Source organism: Microvirgula aerodenitrificans DSM 15089, from assembly GCF_000620105.1.
Lineage (GTDB): Bacteria > Pseudomonadota > Gammaproteobacteria > Burkholderiales > Aquaspirillaceae > Microvirgula > Microvirgula aerodenitrificans.
The window spans coordinates 1-17083 of the sequence record NZ_JHVK01000012.1 but is presented as its reverse complement, the minus strand read 5'-3'; the positions used below and the strand labels follow the sequence as shown (position 1 = coordinate 17083).

General features: G+C 66.7%; 26 protein-coding genes. 25 read left to right on the top strand and 1 reads right to left on the bottom strand.

Features of this window, described 5'->3' with window-relative positions; genetic code table 11:
• Positions 1-84: 84 nt before the first annotated feature.
• From Q352_RS0111205 to Q352_RS0111195, 3 genes are read left to right on the top strand one after another with little or no spacing between them, the layout of a single operon-like run.
• Positions 85-633 carry a cytochrome c oxidase assembly protein gene (locus Q352_RS0111205; protein WP_028499423.1) on the top strand — a complete coding sequence of 183 codons (549 nt, stop codon included), beginning with the start codon at positions 85-87 and terminating at the stop codon, positions 631-633.
• Complete coding sequence (locus Q352_RS22820) at positions 630-806, top strand: DUF2970 domain-containing protein (RefSeq protein ID WP_084300092.1); 177 nt, start codon at positions 630-632, stop codon at positions 804-806. Before Q352_RS0111205 ends, Q352_RS22820 begins: the two co-directional genes overlap by 4 nt.
• Positions 807-816: 10 nt before the next feature.
• Complete coding sequence (locus Q352_RS0111195) at positions 817-1680, top strand: cytochrome c oxidase subunit 3 (RefSeq protein ID WP_028499422.1); 864 nt, start codon at positions 817-819, stop codon at positions 1678-1680.
• Between the two features lie 9 nt (positions 1681-1689).
• On the opposite strand, the gene Q352_RS23395 is transcribed toward Q352_RS0111195, so the two are convergent.
• Complete coding sequence (locus Q352_RS23395; protein ID WP_028499421.1) at positions 1690-1893, bottom strand: DUF2909 domain-containing protein; 204 nt, start codon at positions 1891-1893, stop codon at positions 1690-1692.
• A 52-nt stretch (positions 1894-1945) separates the two neighbouring features.
• Between Q352_RS23395 and Q352_RS22310 the strand changes: the two genes are divergently transcribed.
• From Q352_RS22310 to Q352_RS0111080, 22 genes are all read left to right on the top strand, one after another.
• Positions 1946-2608 carry an SURF1 family protein gene (locus Q352_RS22310; RefSeq protein WP_028499420.1) on the top strand — a complete coding sequence of 221 codons (663 nt, stop codon included), beginning with the start codon at positions 1946-1948 and terminating at the stop codon, positions 2606-2608.
• Positions 2605-3132 carry a redox-active disulfide-containing membrane protein gene (locus tag Q352_RS0111180; RefSeq protein WP_028499419.1) on the top strand — a complete coding sequence of 176 codons (528 nt, stop codon included), beginning with the start codon at positions 2605-2607 and terminating at the stop codon, positions 3130-3132. Before Q352_RS22310 ends, Q352_RS0111180 begins: the two co-directional genes overlap by 4 nt.
• Positions 3132-4166, top strand: a complete 1035-nt coding sequence (locus tag Q352_RS20755) for a COX15/CtaA family protein (protein ID WP_051528889.1) — start codon at positions 3132-3134, stop codon at positions 4164-4166. The genes Q352_RS0111180 and Q352_RS20755 overlap by 1 nt, the downstream gene beginning before the upstream one ends.
• Positions 4148-5056, top strand: coding sequence for a heme o synthase (cyoE, locus tag Q352_RS0111170; protein ID WP_051528888.1), 909 nt, complete (start codon positions 4148-4150; stop codon positions 5054-5056). Before Q352_RS20755 ends, cyoE begins: the two co-directional genes overlap by 19 nt.
• A gap of 34 nt (positions 5057-5090) precedes the next feature.
• A complete protein-coding gene (locus Q352_RS0111165; protein WP_028499417.1) occupies positions 5091-5687 on the top strand; it encodes an SCO family protein in 597 nt (198 codons plus the stop codon).
• 49 nt (positions 5688-5736) lie between these two features.
• Entirely contained in the window at positions 5737-6537 is an 801-nt protein-coding gene (locus Q352_RS0111160; protein ID WP_028499416.1) for a flagellar brake protein, read from the top strand.
• A gap of 22 nt (positions 6538-6559) precedes the next feature.
• A complete protein-coding gene (gene hisG / locus Q352_RS0111155) occupies positions 6560-7198 on the top strand; it encodes an ATP phosphoribosyltransferase (RefSeq protein WP_028499415.1) in 639 nt (212 codons plus the stop codon).
• An 11-nt stretch (positions 7199-7209) separates the two neighbouring features.
• Entirely contained in the window at positions 7210-7827 is a 618-nt protein-coding gene (locus Q352_RS0111150; RefSeq protein WP_028499414.1) for a LysE family transporter, read from the top strand.
• 59 nt (positions 7828-7886) lie between these two features.
• Positions 7887-9185, top strand: a complete 1299-nt coding sequence (gene hisD / locus Q352_RS0111145; protein ID WP_028499413.1) for a histidinol dehydrogenase — start codon at positions 7887-7889, stop codon at positions 9183-9185.
• A gap of 119 nt (positions 9186-9304) precedes the next feature.
• On the top strand, positions 9305-10369 hold the full coding sequence (hisC, locus tag Q352_RS0111140; protein ID WP_028499412.1) for a histidinol-phosphate transaminase: 1065 nt from the start codon (positions 9305-9307) through the stop codon (positions 10367-10369).
• A gap of 1 nt (position 10370) precedes the next feature.
• Complete coding sequence (gene hisB, locus Q352_RS0111135) at positions 10371-10964, top strand: imidazoleglycerol-phosphate dehydratase HisB (RefSeq protein WP_028499411.1); 594 nt, start codon at positions 10371-10373, stop codon at positions 10962-10964.
• Positions 10961-11605, top strand: coding sequence for an imidazole glycerol phosphate synthase subunit HisH (gene hisH / locus Q352_RS0111130; protein WP_028499410.1), 645 nt, complete (start codon positions 10961-10963; stop codon positions 11603-11605). The genes hisB and hisH overlap by 4 nt, the downstream gene beginning before the upstream one ends.
• Before the next feature lie 43 nt (positions 11606-11648).
• Positions 11649-12014 carry a hypothetical protein gene (locus Q352_RS0111125; protein ID WP_146745134.1) on the top strand — a complete coding sequence of 122 codons (366 nt, stop codon included), beginning with the start codon at positions 11649-11651 and terminating at the stop codon, positions 12012-12014.
• Positions 12015-12025: 11 nt separating this feature from the next.
• Positions 12026-12766 (top strand): 1-(5-phosphoribosyl)-5-[(5-phosphoribosylamino)methylideneamino]imidazole-4-carboxamide isomerase, encoded by a 741-nt coding sequence (gene hisA / locus Q352_RS0111120; protein ID WP_028499408.1) that lies wholly within the window; start codon positions 12026-12028, stop codon positions 12764-12766.
• 99 nt (positions 12767-12865) lie between these two features.
• Entirely contained in the window at positions 12866-13633 is a 768-nt protein-coding gene (hisF, locus tag Q352_RS0111115; RefSeq protein WP_028499407.1) for an imidazole glycerol phosphate synthase subunit HisF, read from the top strand.
• Between the two features lie 59 nt (positions 13634-13692).
• On the top strand, positions 13693-14097 hold the full coding sequence (gene hisI, locus Q352_RS0111110) for a phosphoribosyl-AMP cyclohydrolase (protein ID WP_036386105.1): 405 nt from the start codon (positions 13693-13695) through the stop codon (positions 14095-14097).
• A 104-nt stretch (positions 14098-14201) separates the two neighbouring features.
• A complete protein-coding gene (locus Q352_RS0111105) occupies positions 14202-14528 on the top strand; it encodes a phosphoribosyl-ATP diphosphatase (protein ID WP_028499405.1) in 327 nt (108 codons plus the stop codon).
• Between the two features lie 23 nt (positions 14529-14551).
• Positions 14552-14875 carry a histidine triad nucleotide-binding protein gene (locus Q352_RS0111100; RefSeq protein ID WP_028499404.1) on the top strand — a complete coding sequence of 108 codons (324 nt, stop codon included), beginning with the start codon at positions 14552-14554 and terminating at the stop codon, positions 14873-14875.
• Between the two features lie 110 nt (positions 14876-14985).
• Positions 14986-15207: a Sec-independent protein translocase subunit TatA gene (gene tatA, locus Q352_RS0111095; RefSeq protein ID WP_028499403.1), complete on the top strand. Its 222-nt coding sequence runs from the start codon at positions 14986-14988 to the stop codon at positions 15205-15207.
• Between the two features lie 3 nt (positions 15208-15210).
• On the top strand, positions 15211-15768 hold the full coding sequence (tatB, locus tag Q352_RS23920) for a Sec-independent protein translocase protein TatB (protein ID WP_028499402.1): 558 nt from the start codon (positions 15211-15213) through the stop codon (positions 15766-15768).
• Positions 15765-16511: a twin-arginine translocase subunit TatC gene (tatC, locus tag Q352_RS0111085; RefSeq protein ID WP_028499401.1), complete on the top strand. Its 747-nt coding sequence runs from the start codon at positions 15765-15767 to the stop codon at positions 16509-16511. Before tatB ends, tatC begins: the two co-directional genes overlap by 4 nt.
• Positions 16508-16870, top strand: coding sequence for a DUF2069 domain-containing protein (locus Q352_RS0111080; RefSeq protein WP_028499400.1), 363 nt, complete (start codon positions 16508-16510; stop codon positions 16868-16870). Before tatC ends, Q352_RS0111080 begins: the two co-directional genes overlap by 4 nt.
• Positions 16871-17083: the final 213 nt, after the last annotated feature.

Below are 17083 nucleotides of genomic sequence, written 5' to 3'. Positions count from 1 at the left end.
TACCGCCTGGCTGGCCGCCGCGTTCGCGCTGGCGTGCTTTGTCGGCGTCATGCTGCGCCAGGCCATCAGCGGAGGGCTGGGCGGATGACGGCCCCGACGGTGGATCGTGCGGCCGGCAACCGCGTGCTGCTGTACAAACTGCTGGTGATTGCCGTGCTGATGTTCGGCTTCGCCTTTGCGCTGATTCCGTTCTATCGCGAGATCTGCGCCGCACTCGGGCTCAACGAGCTGACGCGGGCGGATGCGGCGCCGGCCAATACCCAGGTCGACCTGAGCCGCAGCCTCAGTGTGGCGCTGGACGCCAATCCGCAGCCGGGGTCGCCGTTGTCGCTGGTGCCGCTGCGGCCCAGTCTGAACGTGCATCCGGGCGAATTCGCCCATGTCGAATACCGCATCGTCAACCAGAGCCAGCGCCGGATCTGGGCGCAGGCGCTGCCGGCCTATTCGCCGGTCAGCGCGGCGCAGTACTTCCACAAGCTGGAATGTTTCTGCTTTCGCGAAATGGTGCTGGAGCCCGGCGAGTCGCGCACGCTGCCGGTGGTGTTCGTGATCGATCGCCAGGTGCCGGACAGCGTCGGCGCACTGGCGCTGTCGTACCGGGTGATCGAAGTGGCGGGGAAGGGCGGGTCATGACCGTGCTGCAGACGCTGCGCACCGTGCTGGCGGCCTTCTTCGGGGTGCGTGGCCGCCGCTCGGCCGAGCGCGACCGGCAGATTTCGCCGCGCGACATCATCCTGACCGCGCTGCTGCTGGTGCTGTGCCTGATCGTCCTGCTGGTGCTGGCGGTCAGATGGATTGCGGGATAAGGAGAACGACATGCAGGCACATACCCCCGACAGCGGCGACTACTTCGTCCCGGCCCCCAGTCGCTGGCCGATGGTCGGCGCCGTGGCGCTGTTCCTGCTCGGGCTGGGCGCGGCGCTGGCGGTCAACCGCATCGCACCCGGGATGTGGCTGCTGGCAGCCGGTGCGGCGGTGCTGGTGTGGATGCTGGTCGGCTGGTTTGGCGACGTGATCCGCGAGTCGGTCGGCGGACGCTACTCCGGCCAGGTGGACCAGTCGTTCCGCTGGGGCATGAGCTGGTTCATCTTTTCCGAAGTGATGTTCTTCGGCGCCTTCTTCGGCGCGCTGTTCTATGTCCGCGCCATTGCGCTGCCCGACCTGTCCGGCCAGGTGACCGGCCAGTGGCTGTGGCCGGATTTCCGCGCCGCGTGGCCGGCCAGCACCGGCCCGCTGACCGCAAGCGACTACACGCCGATGGAAGCATGGGGGCTGCCGGCACTGAATACGCTGATCCTGCTGTCGTCGGGGGCGACCGTGACCGTCGCGCACTGGGCCATGCTGGCCGGCCAGCGGCGCCGGCTGGTGCTGGCGCTCGGCGCGACGGTTGCCCTTGGCCTGACCTTTCTGTGCCTGCAGGCCTGGGAATACCACCACGCCTTCAGCAGCCTGAACCTGACCCTCGGCTCCGGCGCCTACGGCATGACGTTCTACATGCTGACCGGCTTTCACGGTCTGCACGTGCTGCTGGGCTCGGTCATGCTGCTGGTGGTCTGGCTGCGGGTGCTGCGCGGGCACTTCGATGCCGACCACCATTTCGCCTTCGAGGCGGCGGCCTGGTACTGGCACTTCGTCGATGTGGTGTGGCTGATGCTGTTCGTCTTCGTCTACTGGCTGTGACCGTGCCCTTTACCGGCCCGGGCCGTGCGGTGCCCACCAGCCGAGCGCCGCACCGAGCCACAGCAGACCGAACAGCAGCAGCGACAGCGCGATGCGTGCCGTCAGCGCACGCACCGCGCCCCGGGAGCCCGGGGGCTGGCGCAGCACGCGGCGCAGCGCGTGGCCCAGGCTCAGGACAATGAGGATGAGCAAGGCAATGGCGACATATCTCATGGCGACGGATTCGCAGGACGGTGCCTCCCAGTCTAGACGGCGCGGACGGGCCATGCCGTGGCTGGCTGCCATGATGGTGGCCGCCGCCTGCCTGGCACTGGCCGGCTGGCAGTGGCAGCGCGGGCAGCGCCAGGCCGCAGCGGACATGCAGCTGGCGGCGCGCGCGGTCCACGCACCGGTCATGCTGGATGAATTGCCGGCCGATACCGGTGCCTGGATCGGCCGGCGGGTGACCCTGGTCGGCCGGGTGGTCTCGCCGCCGATCCTGCTCGACAACGTGACCCGCAACGGCCAGCCGGGCTGGCGGGTGCATGAGTTGCTGGAACTGGCCGACGGCCGCAGCGTACTGGTGGTGCGCGGTTTTGCCGATCGGGCCGCCCGTGATGCACTGCCGGCCGGCGCGGGCCGGGTCGACGGCCGGCTGGCAGCATGGCCGGGCGTGCGTCGCGTGCTTGACGGGCCGGATCACGCCGGCGATGTGTGGCAGGCGCTGCCGCCGGCCGCGCTGGCGGCGGCCTATCGGGTCAGGCTGGCGCCGCTCAGCCTGATCGCCGACCGGACCGATCCACCGTTGCAGCCGCTCGATACGATGGCCGGGCGGGGCATGACCCCCGACCGGCATTACGCCTATGCACTGCAATGGGCACTGCTGGCCATTGCCGCACTGGCGGTCTGCGCGGCGCTGGTCCGTCACCCGGAAAGGACACGCCCATGAGCCCGCCCGCTGCCGGAGGCCGCCGCGCCCGTCGCATCCTGATCCTGCTGCTGCTGTTGACCGCCGCGCCGATCCTGCTGGCCACCGCGGCCTATTACTGGTGGCCGCCGCGCGGCGGCGCCAGCTATGGCCAGCTGATCGTGCAGCCGCTGCCGGTGGCGATCGCGCCGGGGCACTGGGTGCTGGCCAGCTGGGCGCCGGCGCCGTGCGATGCCGACTGCGGTCAGCGGCTGGACAATGCCCGCCGCTTGCGGGTGGCGCAGGGCGAGGCGGCCTCGCGGCTCGACGTGGTCTGGCTGTACCCGCCCGGGGCAACGGTCAGTGTCGACGCCGACGATGTGCATGCCGTGGCGCTGGATGCCGGGGTGCTGGTCGCGCTGGCGCCCGGGATGCACCCGCTCGACGACCTGTACCTGATCGACCCGCACGGCAATCTGGTCTTGCGCTACCCGGCCGGATTCGAGCCACGCCGCGCCCTGGTCGAAATCGGCAAGGTGATGAAGGTCAACCGGGGGATGGGCTGATGCGCAAACTGGTGTGGATCGCCTGGTGGCTGACGCTGGTGGTGGTGCCACTCGGCGCCTATGTGCGGCTGTCCGACGCCGGACTCGGCTGCCCGGACTGGCCCGGCTGCTATGGCCATCTGTCGGTGCCGGCTGCCGCCCATGAGCTGGACCATGCCGCAAGCCGCTTTCCCGACCAGCCGCTGGATGCCGGCAAGGCCTGGAAGGAGATGATCCACCGCTATGCGGCCGGTCTGCTCGGGCTGACGATTCTGGCGCTGACGGTCGCCGGCTGGCGCCGCGCGCGTCGGGCCGGCCTGCCGCCACCGGCACTGGAAACCACGCTGGCGGCCGTGCTGGTGCTGCAGGCCCTGCTTGGCATGTGGACGGTCACGCTGCTGCTGAAACCCGCCGTGGTGACGCTGCATCTGATCGGCGGCATGAGCACGCTGGCGCTGCTGACCGTGTTGCTGGCCCGCGAGCGCGGACTGGCGCCGGTCCGGCTGGCGGCGCGGGCGCGCTGGGGGGTCGGGCTGGTTCTGGTGGCGGTAGTTGGCCAGGTGCTGCTTGGCGGCTGGGTCAGCAGCAACTACGCGGCGCTGGCCTGCGGCGTGCAGTTTCCGGCCTGTCGCGGCGAATGGCTGCCGGACGGCATGCTGTTCCGCGACAGTTTTCATGTCTGGCGCGCGCTGGGCGAAACCGCCTCCGGCGCGCTGCTGTCCAGCGATCACCTGACTGCCATCCACTGGCTGCACCGCGCCGGTGCCGGCGTGGTGACGCTGTCACTGGGCCTGCTGCTGGTCCGGCTGTGGCCGCAACACCGCCTGCGCCGGCACCTGCTGGCGCTCGGTGTCCTGCTGCTGACCCAATTGCTGCTCGGCATGGCCAATGTCCTGCTGCAATTGCCGCTGCCGCTGGCCGTCGCGCACAACGCGGTCGGTGCCTGGCTGCTGGCCGGTGTGGTGCTGCTCGGCTGGCGGGTCTGGCAGTCGGCGGCACAGACCGTTTCCGACCCATCCGCTGCCTGGAGTCCATCATGCGTGAATCGGTACTGAGCCCTGCCGGGCTGTGGCGTGACAAGGCGGCGGCGCTGCTGTCGCTGACCAAGCCGCGCGTGGTGCAACTGATCACTTTCTGCGCGCTGATCGGTTTTCTGCTGGCGGTGCCGGGCTGGCCGGATGCGGTGACGTTCGTCGCCACCGGGGTCGGCATCACCCTGGCGGCGGCCGGCGCGGCGGCGATCAACTGTCTGGTCGAACGGACGGTCGATGCGCGCATGCGCCGCACCGAGCGCCGGCCGCTGGCCAGCGGCCGGCTGGCGCCGGTCGAGGCGCTGGTGTTCGCCGTGCTGCTGGCGGTGACCGGGCTCGGCATACTGTGGATTCGGGTGAATGCGCTGACCATGTGGCTGACGCTGGCAACCTTCGTCGGTTACGCCATCGTCTATACGCTGTGGCTGAAGCCGGCCACGCCGCAGAATATTGTTATCGGCGGCGCCAGCGGGGCGATGCCGCCGCTGCTCGGCTGGGTCGCGGCCACCGGGCAGATCAGCGGGGATGCGCTGCTGCTGTTCGCCATCATCTTTGTGTGGACGCCGCCGCATTTCTGGGCGCTGGCGCTGTACCGGCGCGACGACTACGCCCGTGCCGGCCTGCCGATGCTGCCGGTCACGCACGGCGAGCGCTTCACCACCCTGGCCGTGCTGCTGTACACCCTGCTGCTGTCGGCGGTGACACTGCTGCCGGTGGCGACCGGCATGGCCGGCGGGCTGTATCTGCTGGCTGCGCTGGCACTGAACGGCCGCTTCCTGCAGATTGCATTTGGCATGCATCGTCGTTATGCTCACGCGACTGCCCGCCGCGCGTTTGTCTTTTCGATCTGGTATCTTTCCGGCTTGTTCGCGGCCTTGCTTGTGGACCACTACCTGCCTTGGCCAATGTCCTGATCCCCGTTGCGGGGAGGGCACTGGCGTGGACGCTATGAAATACCTGATCCGCGCCCTGGCGCTTATGCTCGTTGCCTGTCTCGCCGCCTGTTCGCCCGAGCCGGCGGCGCCTGCTTTCTCGGCGACCGATGTCACCGGGATCGACTATGCGCGCGACTTCTCCCTGGTCAACACCAGCGGCAAGCCGGTCCGGCTGTCGGACTATCGCGGCAAGGTCGTCGCCGTGTTCTTCGGCTACACCCACTGCCCCGATGCCTGTCCGACCACCATGGCCGAACTGGCCAATGCGATGAAGAAACTCGGCGCCCGGGCCGATAAGGTCCAGGTGCTGTTCGTTTCCGTCGACCCGGAACGCGATACGCCGGATGTGCTGGCCGCCTATGCTGGAGCATTCGATCCGCGCTTCCGGGCGCTGACCGGTACGCCAGAGGCGATCGCCAGGGTGGCGGGCGATTTCAAAGTGGTTTACCGCAAGGTCGCCGGCGATCATGCCGCCGAGTACACCATCGATCATAGCGCCGGCACGTATTTGTACGATCCGGACGGTCGCCTGCGGGTCTATGTGCCGTACGGCAGCGGCGCCGACGTGTTTGCCCACGATATCGGTGCGCTGATCGGCCCTGACCGCTAGGCGTCATCCTTCAGGCCTGACCCCAAGATTCACACAGGATTAGAAACACGTGACCGATTCCGCCGAATCCCCAGCCGCCGAGCCCAGCGATACCAACGGGCTCCACAAACCGCTTCGTCCCAGCGACGAACTGGCGAAATTCGCCATGAGCACGCCGCTGGAGATCGTCCATCACATTCGCCGGGTCATTGCCGCGTCGAACCTGGTGACGGTGTTCTCCAATCGAGGCAAGACCTTCATGCTGACCCGGCTGCTGGCGGTGGATGCCAAGGCCGGCAAACTGGTGTTCGACATCGGCTCCGGCGATGACGTCAATCGCCAGATTGCCTCGTCGGACCGCAATGTGTTCGTCTGCTCGCCGGAAGGCATCAAGACCCAGTTCGTGACCGGCCCGGCCCGGCTGATCAGCTGGGAAGATCGCCCGGCCTTTGTCGTCGACCTGCCGCTCGAAGTGATCAAGCTGCAGCGCCGCGAGTATTTCCGCATCCAGACCCCGCTGGCCAGCCCGCTGCTGTGCCGCCTGCACGACTACGTGAACCCGGATGGCGAACGCGGCATCTCGCTGCCGATCTACGATGTCAGTCTCGGCGGCCTGTCGCTGGTGCTGCCGGGCGATGCGCCCGGCTTCGAGATCGGCACCGTGTTCTCCGACTGCTCGCTCGACCTGCGCCAGCAGGGCTCGCTGCCGGTCGAACTCGAAATCCGCAACCGGCTGATCATGCAGCAGAAGAACGGCGCCGAGCAGCATCGTATCGGCTGCATGTTCATCCATCTCAACCACCCGCTGCAGAACCAGTTGCAACGCTATATCGCCCAGCTGGAGCGCGAACGCCGCGCGCTGCTGGACTGAACCGCTTCAGAAAGTCGTCTTCATGCTTACCATTGCGCTCTCCAAGGGCCGCATTTTCGATGAAACCCTGCCGCTGCTGGCGGCGGCGGGCATCGTTCCGTCCGAGGACCCGGAGTCCTCGCGCAAACTGATCATCGGCACCAACCAGCCGGACGTGCGGCTGATCATTGTCCGCGCGTCCGACGTGCCGACCTATGTCCAGCATGGTGCGGCCGATCTCGGCATCGCCGGCCGCGACGTGCTGATCGAACACGGCGGCGCCGGCCTGTACCAGCCGCTGGACCTGGAAATCGCCAAGTGCCGGATGATGGTCGCGGTCCGCAAGGGCTTCGACTACGAGGCCGCCGTGCGCCAGGGCGCGCGGCTGCGCATCGCCAGCAAGTATCCGGGCATCGCCCGCGACCACTTCGCCAAGAAGGGCGTTCACGTCGACATCATCAAGCTGTACGGCTCGATGGAGCTGGCGCCGCTGGTCGGGCTGGCCGACGCCATCGTCGACCTGGTGTCGACCGGCAACACGCTGAAGGCCAATGATCTGGTCGCGGTGGAACCGATCGTCGACATCAGCTCGCGGCTGGTGGTCAACATGGCCGCGCTGAAGCTCAAACACGACATCATCCGCCCGCTGCTCGACACGTTCGCGTCCAGCGTCGCGGTCTAGGAGCCGGCACCATGTGGGAAACCCTGCTGGCCATCACGGTCATCGCCACGCTGGCGATGATGAGTCCGGGTCCGGACTTCTTCCTGGTGGTGAAGAATGCCGCCCGCTATCCGCGTGCGGCGGCCATGGCGACCGTCGCCGGCGTCAATGTCGGCATCCTGGTTCACATGAGCTACTGTATTGCCGGGCTGGCGCTGGTGATTGCCACCACGCCGTGGCTGTTCAACCTGCTCAAGTACGCCGGCGCAGCCTACCTGATCTGGATCGGCATCCAGGCGCTGCGTTCGCGCGGCGGTCCCGGGCTGGCCAGTGTCGGCACGGCGCCGCGCGAGCAGATCGGCCTGCGCGCTGCCTTCATGCAGGGCTTCCTGTGCAATCTGCTGAACCCGAAGGCCACGCTGTTCTTCTTCAGCGTGTTCACCCAGCTGATCCGCCCGGATACCGGACTGGGCGAAAAAGCGCTGATCGGCTTTGTCATTTTCGCGCTGGGCGTGGTTTACTGGCCACTGCTGGTGCTGGCGATCCAGCATCCGGCCGTGATCCGGGTGATGTCGCGCCTGCAACGCGGCATCGACCGCGTGCTGGGCGGCGTGCTGGTGGCGCTGGGCATCAAGGTCGCGCTGTCCTGAGCGTTCCCGCCGGGACCGGCGCGCCGGTCCGTAACGAACTTTAGTGTTGGTGTGAGTCCATGTCTGTCCGCATTCTGAATACCGCCGAGGCCGGCTTCGACGCCGCGCTGTCCGAGTTGCTCGCCTTCGAAAGCGCGCAGGATCCGGCGGTCGACACCGCCGTTGCCGCGATCGTCGAAGACGTCAAGGTGCGTGGCGATGCCGCGCTGGTCGAATATACCGCCCGCTTCGATCGTTTCACCCCGGCGTCCGCCACGGCGCTGGAACTGACCCGCACCGAACTGGAAACCGCGTTCCGGCGCATCCCCGATGCGACGCGCATCGCGCTGGAACAGGCCGCCGACCGGGTACGACGCTACCACCAGCACCAGTTGAGCAGCTCGTGGAGCTACGTCGAGGACGACGGCACGCTGCTCGGCCAGCAGGTCACGGCGCTCGACCGGGTCGGCATCTACGTGCCGGGCGGCAAGGCCGCCTATCCGAGCTCGGTGCTGATGAATGCCATGCCGGCCAAGGTGGCCGGTGTCGGCGAAATCATCATGGTGGTGCCGACGCCGGGTGGCGAACGCAACGACCTGGTACTGGCCGCCGCCTATCTGGCCGGCGTCGACCGTGCGTTCACCGTCGGCGGGGCCCAGGCTGTCGCCGCGCTGGCCCACGGCACCGAAACCATTCCCGCCGTCGACAAGATCACCGGCCCCGGCAATGCCTATGTTGCCGCCGCCAAGCGTCGCGTGTTCGGCGTGGTCGGCATCGACATGGTGGCCGGTCCGTCGGAAATCCTGGTCATCTGTGACGGCAGCACGCCGGCCGACTGGATCGCGATGGACCTGTTCAGTCAGGCCGAGCACGACGAGATCGCCCAGGCCATCCTGCTCTGTCCGGACGCGGCCTTTATCGACGAAGTCCGCGCCAGCATCGAGCGCCTGCTGCCGACCATGCCGCGCCGCGACATCATTGCCGCCAGCCTGGCCAACCGTGGCGCGCTGATCCAGGTCGCCGACCTGGCCGAGGCGTGCGACATCTCCAACCGCATCGCGCCCGAGCACCTGGAACTGTCGGTCGCCGATCCGGAAGCGTGGCTGCCGCAGCTGCGTCATGCCGGCGCGATCTTCATGGGGCGTTTCACGTCCGAATCGCTGGGTGACTACTGTGCCGGACCGAACCACGTGCTGCCGACGTCGCGCACCGCGCGGTTTGCGTCGCCGCTGGGGGTGTACGACTTCCAGAAGCGTTCCAGCCTGATCCGCGTCAGCGAGGCCGGGGCACAGACCCTGGGCCGTATCGCCAGTCCGCTGGCGCATGGAGAAGGGCTGATCGCCCACGCACGCAGTGCCGAGATGCGCCTGCACGACTGATGGCCGGGGCTGCCCGGCAGCGGGCAATCCAGTGCTGGGTATTTCCCGTGATGGCGTCATAATGAAGGTCCGGGCGACTGCCCGGCCTGCCGAAATTGTTGTCGTGCCCGAGTTGAGAGATGACCTCCCCACTGATTCGCCCTGAAATTGCCGCACTTGCGGCCTACCACGTACACGATGCCTCGGGCTATCTGAAGCTCGACGCGATGGAAAATCCGTACCGGTTGCCGGACGCGCTGCGTGCCGAGATGGGGACCAGACTGGCCGACGCACTGATCAATCGCTATCCGGACCCGTCCCCGGCCGGCCTGAAGGCCAGGATCGCCGCCGGCTTCGGCGTGCCGGCCGGCATGGATCTGCTGCTGGGCAACGGCTCGGACGAAATCATCCAGCTGGTGGCGATGACGCTGGCCAGACCGGGGGCCACATTGCTGGCGGTCGAGCCGAGTTTCGTCATGTACCGGATGATCGCCACCTTCTGCGGGCTGGCATATGTCGGCGTCCCGCTGCGCGACGATTTCCAGATCAACCTGGACGCCACACTGGCCGCCGTGCGCGAGCATCGTCCGGCGCTGACCTTCCTGTCCTATCCGAACAACCCGACCGGGCCGCGCTTCGACCGTGCCACGGTCGAGGACGTGATCCGCGCGGCCAGCCCGGGCCTGGTGGTGATCGACGAGGCCTATCACGCCTTTGCCGACGACTCGTTCCTGCCGCGACTGGGCGAATTCGACAATGTGGTGGTGATGCGCACGCTGTCCAAGCTCGGCCTGGCCGGGCTGCGACTGGGCTTCCTGGCCGGCAGTCCGGCGTGGCTGACCGAATTCGACAAGGTGCGGCTGCCGTACAACGTCAACGTGCTGACCCAGACTGCCGCGCTGTTCGCGCTCGAACACCTCGACGTGCTGGACCGGCAGGCAACGCAGCTGCGCGCCGAACGCCGCCGGCTGTCCGACGCGCTGGCCCGCCTGCCGGCACTGACCGTCTATCCGAGCGAGGCGAATTTCATCACCATCCGCGTACCGGATGCCCCTGCGACCTATGCAGCGCTGAAGGAAGCCGGCATCCTGATCAAGAATCTGCACGGCGCCCACCCGATGCTCGACAACTGCCTGCGGCTGACCGTGGGCACGCCACAAGACAATGCCGCCATGCTGGCGGTCCTCAATGCACTGTTTGCCTGACATGCGCCAAGCTACCGTTACCCGCAATACCCTTGAAACCCAGATCACGGTGTCGATCGACCTCGACGGCACCGGGGTCGGCCGCTTCCGGACCGGCGTGCCCTTCCTCGATCACATGCTCGACCAGATCACGCGCCACGGCCTGATCGACCTCGATATCGAGGCGGCCGGCGACCTGCATATCGACGCGCACCACACGGTCGAGGATATCGGCATCACGCTGGGCCAGGCCTTCGCGCAGGCGATCGGCGACAAGCGCGGCATCCGCCGCTACGGTCACGCCTACGTGCCGCTCGACGAGGCACTGTCGCGCGTGGTCATCGACCTGTCCGGCCGTCCGGGCCTGGTCTACAACCTGGAATTCACCCGCGCGACGATCGGCAGCTTCGACGTCGACCTGTTCAGCGAGTTCTTCCACGGTTTCGTCAATCACGCGATGGTCACGCTGCATATCGACAACCTGCGCGGCGTCAACAGCCATCACCAGGCCGAGACCGTGTTCAAGGCCTTTGGCCGTGCCTTGCGCATGGCGGTCGAACCCGATGAACGCATGGCCGGCCGCACGCCGTCGACCAAAGGGACGCTGACGGCATGAAAATCGCAGTCGTCGATTATGGTATGGGCAATCTGCGCTCGGTCACCCAGGCGCTGGAGCATGTGTCCGCCGGGCGGGCCGAGATCCTGCTGACAGACCGGCCCGAGCTGGTGGCCGCTGCCGACAAGGTGGTGTTTCCGGGGCAGGGCGCGATGCGCGACTGCATGGCCGGGCTGGTGCAGTCCGGGCTGCGCGACGTGGTGCTGGACGCCGCCCGCAACAAGCCGTTCTTTGGTGTCTGCGTCGGCGCGCAACTGCTGCTCGACCACAGCGAGGAAGGCGACACCGCCGCGCTCGGTTTTTACCCCGGCACGGTCAAGCGTTTCCCGAGCGGCCAGCTCGATGCGGCCGGTGCGCGGCTCAAGGTGCCGCACATGGGCTGGAACGAAGTCTGGCAGACCCGCCGTCACCCGCTGTTCGACGGCGTGGAAGATGGCGCGCGGTTTTATTTCGTCCATAGTTACTACATGGCGCCGGCCGACCCTGCATTGAGCCTCGGCTTTGCGGAATATCCGTTTGCCTTTTCGGCCATCCTCGGGCGCGGCAATGTGTTCGCCACCCAGTTCCACCCGGAGAAAAGCGCGGCGGCCGGTCTGCGGCTGCTGGACAATTTCATCGGCTGGGACGGGAGCGACGCATGACATCCGTCACTGCCCGCGGATGCGTGGCCCGGACATGAGTGCCATGGCGCTGCTGATGCTGGTGAACCTGCTGCCGCTGGCCGACCGCCCGCCCGAACATGTACCGAAACCCGCGCTGCTCGACGATGTCGGCCGTGCCGTGCTCGGCTGCTATCACCCGTCCGGCGATGTGCACGATGTCCAGCTGACGCAGTCGGCCTGGGGCGGCGCACGGCGGTATGGCGCGGATCGCGCCGGCATCATCAAAGTTAACTGGCGTGGGGCGCTCGGTCATGACCGGGTGCTGTACGCTGCCGTGCTCGGACGCGATCGCCGCGAGGCTCGTACCGTGCTTTTGTCGGACACCGCCAGTATCCCGGCGAGTCCGGATTGTCCGCTGGAACAGTGGACTCAACCCAACCATTTGTAAATCTGGCAATCATGCTGCTCATTCCCGCCATCGATCTGAAAGACGGACAATGCGTCCGTTTGCGCCAAGGTGTCATGGAAGATGCCACCGTGTTCTCCGACAACCCGGTCGAAGTCGCCACGCACTGGCGCGATCAGGGGGCTCGTCGCCTGCACCTCGTCGATCTCAACGGTGCCTTTGCCGGCAAGCCGAAGAATCTCGGCGTGATCCGCGACATCCTGACCGAAGTGGCTGATGACATGCCGGTCCAGCTGGGGGGCGGGATTCGCGATCTCGACACCATCGAGCGCTATCTCGACCTCGGCCTGACCTACGTCATCATCGGCACTGCTGCGGTCAAGACCCCCGGTTTCCTGCGTGACGCCTGCGACGCCTTCCCCGGCCATGTCATCGTCGGTCTCGACGCCAAGGACGGCAATGTCGCCGTCGACGGCTGGGCCAAACTGACCGGCCAGAACGTCGTCGACCTGGCGAAACGCTTCCAGGACTACGGTGCCGAGTCGGTGGTGTACACCGATATCGGCCGCGACGGCATGCTGTCCGGTGTCAACGTCGAAGCGACCGTCAAGCTGGCCCAGGCGCTGACCATCCCGGTCATTGCCTCCGGCGGCCTGACCAACCTCGACGACGTGCGCGCGCTGTCTGCCGTCGAGAGCGAAGGCATCGAGGGGGCGATCACCGGTCGCGCCATCTATGAAGGTACGCTCGACTTCAAGGCCGCGCAGGATCTGGCCGACACGCTGGCCGCGTAAGGGGCCCGGCGGCGCGGCCGCCGCGTACCGGCCCGCCCTCGCGAGGGGGCGGGTGTCGCGGCGTGCCGCGCGTTCACCCAACAGGAACAGACCGACTCCATGTCGCTAGCCAAACGTATCATCCCCTGCCTTGACGTGACCGCCGGACGGGTGGTCAAGGGTGTCAATTTCGTCGGCCTGCGCGATGCCGGCGATCCGGTCGAAATCGCGCGACGCTACAACGAGCAGGGCGCGGACGAACTGACCTTTCTCGACATCACCGCCTCCAGCGACGCACGCGACATCATCCTGCACGTGATCGAGTCGGTGGCGGCGGAAGTCTTCATTCCGCTGACGGTCGGCGGCGGCGTCCGCGCGGTGGACGATGTCCGCCGGCTGCTGAATGCCGGCGCCGACAAGGTCAGCATCAACACCTCGGCGGTCACCAACCCGCAACTGGTGGCCGACTGCGCCGCCCGCTTCGGCTCGCAGGCCATCGTCGTCGCCATCGACGCCAAGAGCGTCTCGCCGGAGAATGACCGCTGGGAAGTGTTCACCCATGGCGGCCGCAACGCCACCGGGCTCGATGCGGTCGAATGGGCGCGCAGGATGCAGGCGCTGGGCGCCGGTGAAATCCTGCTGACGTCAATGGACCGCGACGGCACCCGCATCGGCTTCAACCTGCCGCTGACCCGAGCGGTCAGCGATGCCGTCGACGTGCCGGTGATTGCATCCGGCGGCGTCGGCAACCTGCAGCATCTGGCCGACGGCGTCATCGAAGGCCATGCCGATGCCGTGCTGGCCGCCAGCATCTTCCACTTCGGGGAGCATACTGTCGGCGAGGCCAAGGCGCTGATGCGCGCGCAGGGCATTGAAGTCCGACTCTAAGCATTTAAGCCGGCGAACGTATCGCCGGCCCGGCAGCCAGGAGAAGCACGATGAGTACGATGCACCCGCAGGACTGGGCCGATCTGGTCCATTACAACGAACAGGGGCTGGTCAACGTCATTGCCCAGGATGCGCGCACCGGCCGCATCCTGATGGTGGCGTGGATGAACCGCGAAGCGTTGCAGCTGACCGCCGACACCCATATCGCGCATTACTGGAGCCGCTCGCGCGCCAAACTGTGGAAAAAGGGCGAAGAGTCCGGCCATCTGCAGCGCGTGGAGGAAATCCGCCTCGACTGTGATGGCGACGCCGTGCTGCTGCTGATCGAGCAGGTTGGCGGCATTGCCTGCCACACCGGCCGCGAAAGCTGCTTCTACCGCCGGCTCGAAGGCAGTGCCTGGATCGTGACCGACGCGGTGAAAAAGGATCCGCAAGCGATCTACGGCAAACCGGACGCGCATTGAATCCGGGCCCGGCATGCGGTTTTCTTGACCTGCCGGGCTGCTTTTGTCATCCGGTGCCGTTAGACTGGCGCCGGTAACTCCCCAGACTCACGAAAGTGCGAACCATGATTCCCGCCGAAGTGCTGTACAGCATTGCCGACACGCTCGAAGCGCGCAAAAGCGCGGCCCCGAGCTCGTCCTACGTGGCGAGCCTGTTCAACAAGGGCGAAGATGCCATCCTGAAGAAGGTTGCGGAAGAAGCCGCCGAGACGCTGATGGCGTCCAAGGACGGCGACAAGCTGCACCTGGTGCGGGAAGTGGCGGATCTGTGGTTCCACTCGATGGTGCTGCTTGCCTTCCACGGCCTGCGTCCCGAGGACGTGCTGGCCGAGCTCAAGCGCCGCGAAGGCATCTCGGGCCACGACGAAAAAGCGTCGCGGACCGCTTCCTGACCGCATCCGCAAGGTTTTTCCTCATGACCGACTGCATTTTCTGCAAGATCGCCCACGGCGACATCCCGTCGAGCAAGCTGTATGAAGACGACGACGTGCTGGCCTTCCACGACATCCATCCGAAGGCACCGGTGCACTTTCTGGTGATCCCGAAACGGCATATCGACTCGCTGTTCGTGGTCGACGACAGCGATGCACCGCTGCTCGGCAAACTGATGGTCACCGCGTCGAAACTCGCGCGCGAGCAGGGCCTCAGCGAAGGCTACAAGACCATCGTGCATACCGGCGAGGCCGGCGGGCAGGAAGTGTTTCATCTGCACGTCCACGTACTGGGCGAAGCAGCGTAAAATCGCGCGCGGCGACGCCGCCAATCCCCCGCTTCCCGCCGGGACGGGCATTTACTTACCATCCGCACCCGCCGCGCGGGGGCAACATCGATATCTGAAGGCAGGACATTATGGGATCGTTCAGCATTTGGCACTGGCTCATCGTGCTGGTCGTTGTGGTGCTGATTTTCGGCACCAAGAAGCTGCGCAACGTCGGTCAGGACCTGGGCTCCGCCGTCAAGGGCTTCAAGGACGGCATGAACAGTGACGCCACTCCCGCCGCCAAGGCCGACGACAGCGCGGCGCAGAAGGAAGGCCGCGTGATCGACGCCGAACCGACTGACAAGAAGTAAGCCGTGTTCGACATCAGTTTCGGCGAGCTGCTGGTCATCGGCATCGTCGCGCTGGTGGTCATCGGGCCGGAGAAGCTGCCCAGTGTCGCCCGTACCGTCGGCGCCCTGGTCGGCCGGCTCCAGCGCTACGTCAATGACGTCAAGACCGACATCCAGCGCGAGACCAGTTTCAGCGAACTCAGGCAACTGGGCAGCGAAATGACCGATGCCGCCGACAACCTGCGCCAGACCATCCATCGCCAGATGAGCGAAGTGGAAGGCGCGGTCAACGACGTCAAGTCCGGCATCGAGGCACCGCTGGCCGAGGCCGGCGCCGCCGTGCGTGAAGCCGGCGACAGCGTGGCCGCCGCCTTCGACCTGCGCGCCGATGCCGCGACGGCTGACACCGTGCCTGCCGCCACTGCGACCGACACGGTCAGCGTCGCCGCCAGCGATGCCCCGGCGACCGACGGTCAGCCGGCGCCGGACGTCGACGACGGCCAGCTCGACCTGTTTGCCACCGCCCCGCCGCCGCCGGCCACCCCGCCTGCGGCCGGCGACGTTTCCAGCAAGGCCGCATGACCGAACCCGCTACCGAACAACCCCTCGTCGCGCACCTGCTCGAGTTGCGCACGCGCCTGGTGCGCGTGATCCTCGGCATCGTCATCGTCTTTCTTGCGCTGTTCCACTGGTCCGGCGACATCTACGCGCTGCTGGCGCGACCGATGATGCAGGTGATGCCGGCCGGTGCGCAGATGATCGCCACCGACGTCACCACGCCGTTCTTCGTCCCGCTGAAGGTGACGATGATGGTCGCCTTCGTGCTGGCGCTGCCGAACACGCTGTACCAGCTGTGGTCCTTTGTCGCCCCGGGGCTGTACAGCCACGAGAAGCGGCTGATCCTGCCGGTGATGGTGGCGTCGATCTCGCTGTTCCTGATCGGCATGTCGTTCGCCTACTTCCTGGTATTCCCGGTGGTATTCGGCTTCATGACCGCCGTCACCCCGCATGGCGTGGCGATGATGACCGACATCGACAAATACCTGTCGTTCGTGCTCGGCATGTTCCTCGCCTTCGGCATCACCTTCGAAGTGCCGGTCATCGTCGTGCTGCTGACGCGTTTCGGCATCATCACCGTCGAAAAACTGCGCGAAGCCCGTCCGTACGTGATCGTCGGCTCGTTTGTCGTCGCCGCCGTGGTCACACCGCCGGACGTGCTGTCGCAGATCATGCTGGCACTGCCGCTGTGGCTGCTGTACGAACTGGGCATCATCTGCTCGGGCTGGCTCGGCAAGCCGCAGCCACGCAAGGAGCAGGACGCATGAACCGGATCGCCGTGTGCCACTGGGGGGCGATCACCAGCCTGATCGGCCTGATCGTGCTGACCCTGGCATGGGAGCTGTGGCTGGCGCCGCTGCGTCCGGGCGGCAGCCTGATGGCGCTGAAGAGCCTGCTGCTGCTGGCGCCGCTGTTCGGCGTCCTGCGCGGCCGGGTCTACACCTACCAGTGGGCGAGCATGTTCATCCTGTTCTTCTTTGCCGAAGGCGTGATGCGGGCCTGGTCGGACACCGTACTCCTGTCCCGTGTCTGCGCCGGCATCGAGATCGCGCTGTGCACCCTGTTCTTCGCCTCGGCGGTCTACTACGCCAGATTCGCCCGGATGGCCGGCATCCCGGTGCGCTGATCCCCCGGCATTGACCCGGTCAATGCCGTCTTTCCTGCTGCTTTCTGCAGTAAAAACCAGCAAATAATCAGCGGCTTCCCGTTGCAACTCGGGAATCCGGCAGATGGCATGCGCGCCGGTGCCGCGTAGCGTGACGGAGTCCAATCCGTCCCGCGCCGTCACCATGCCCCTCGTCCGCCGCTGCGTGCCGTCCCTGCTGCTTCCGCTGCTGTT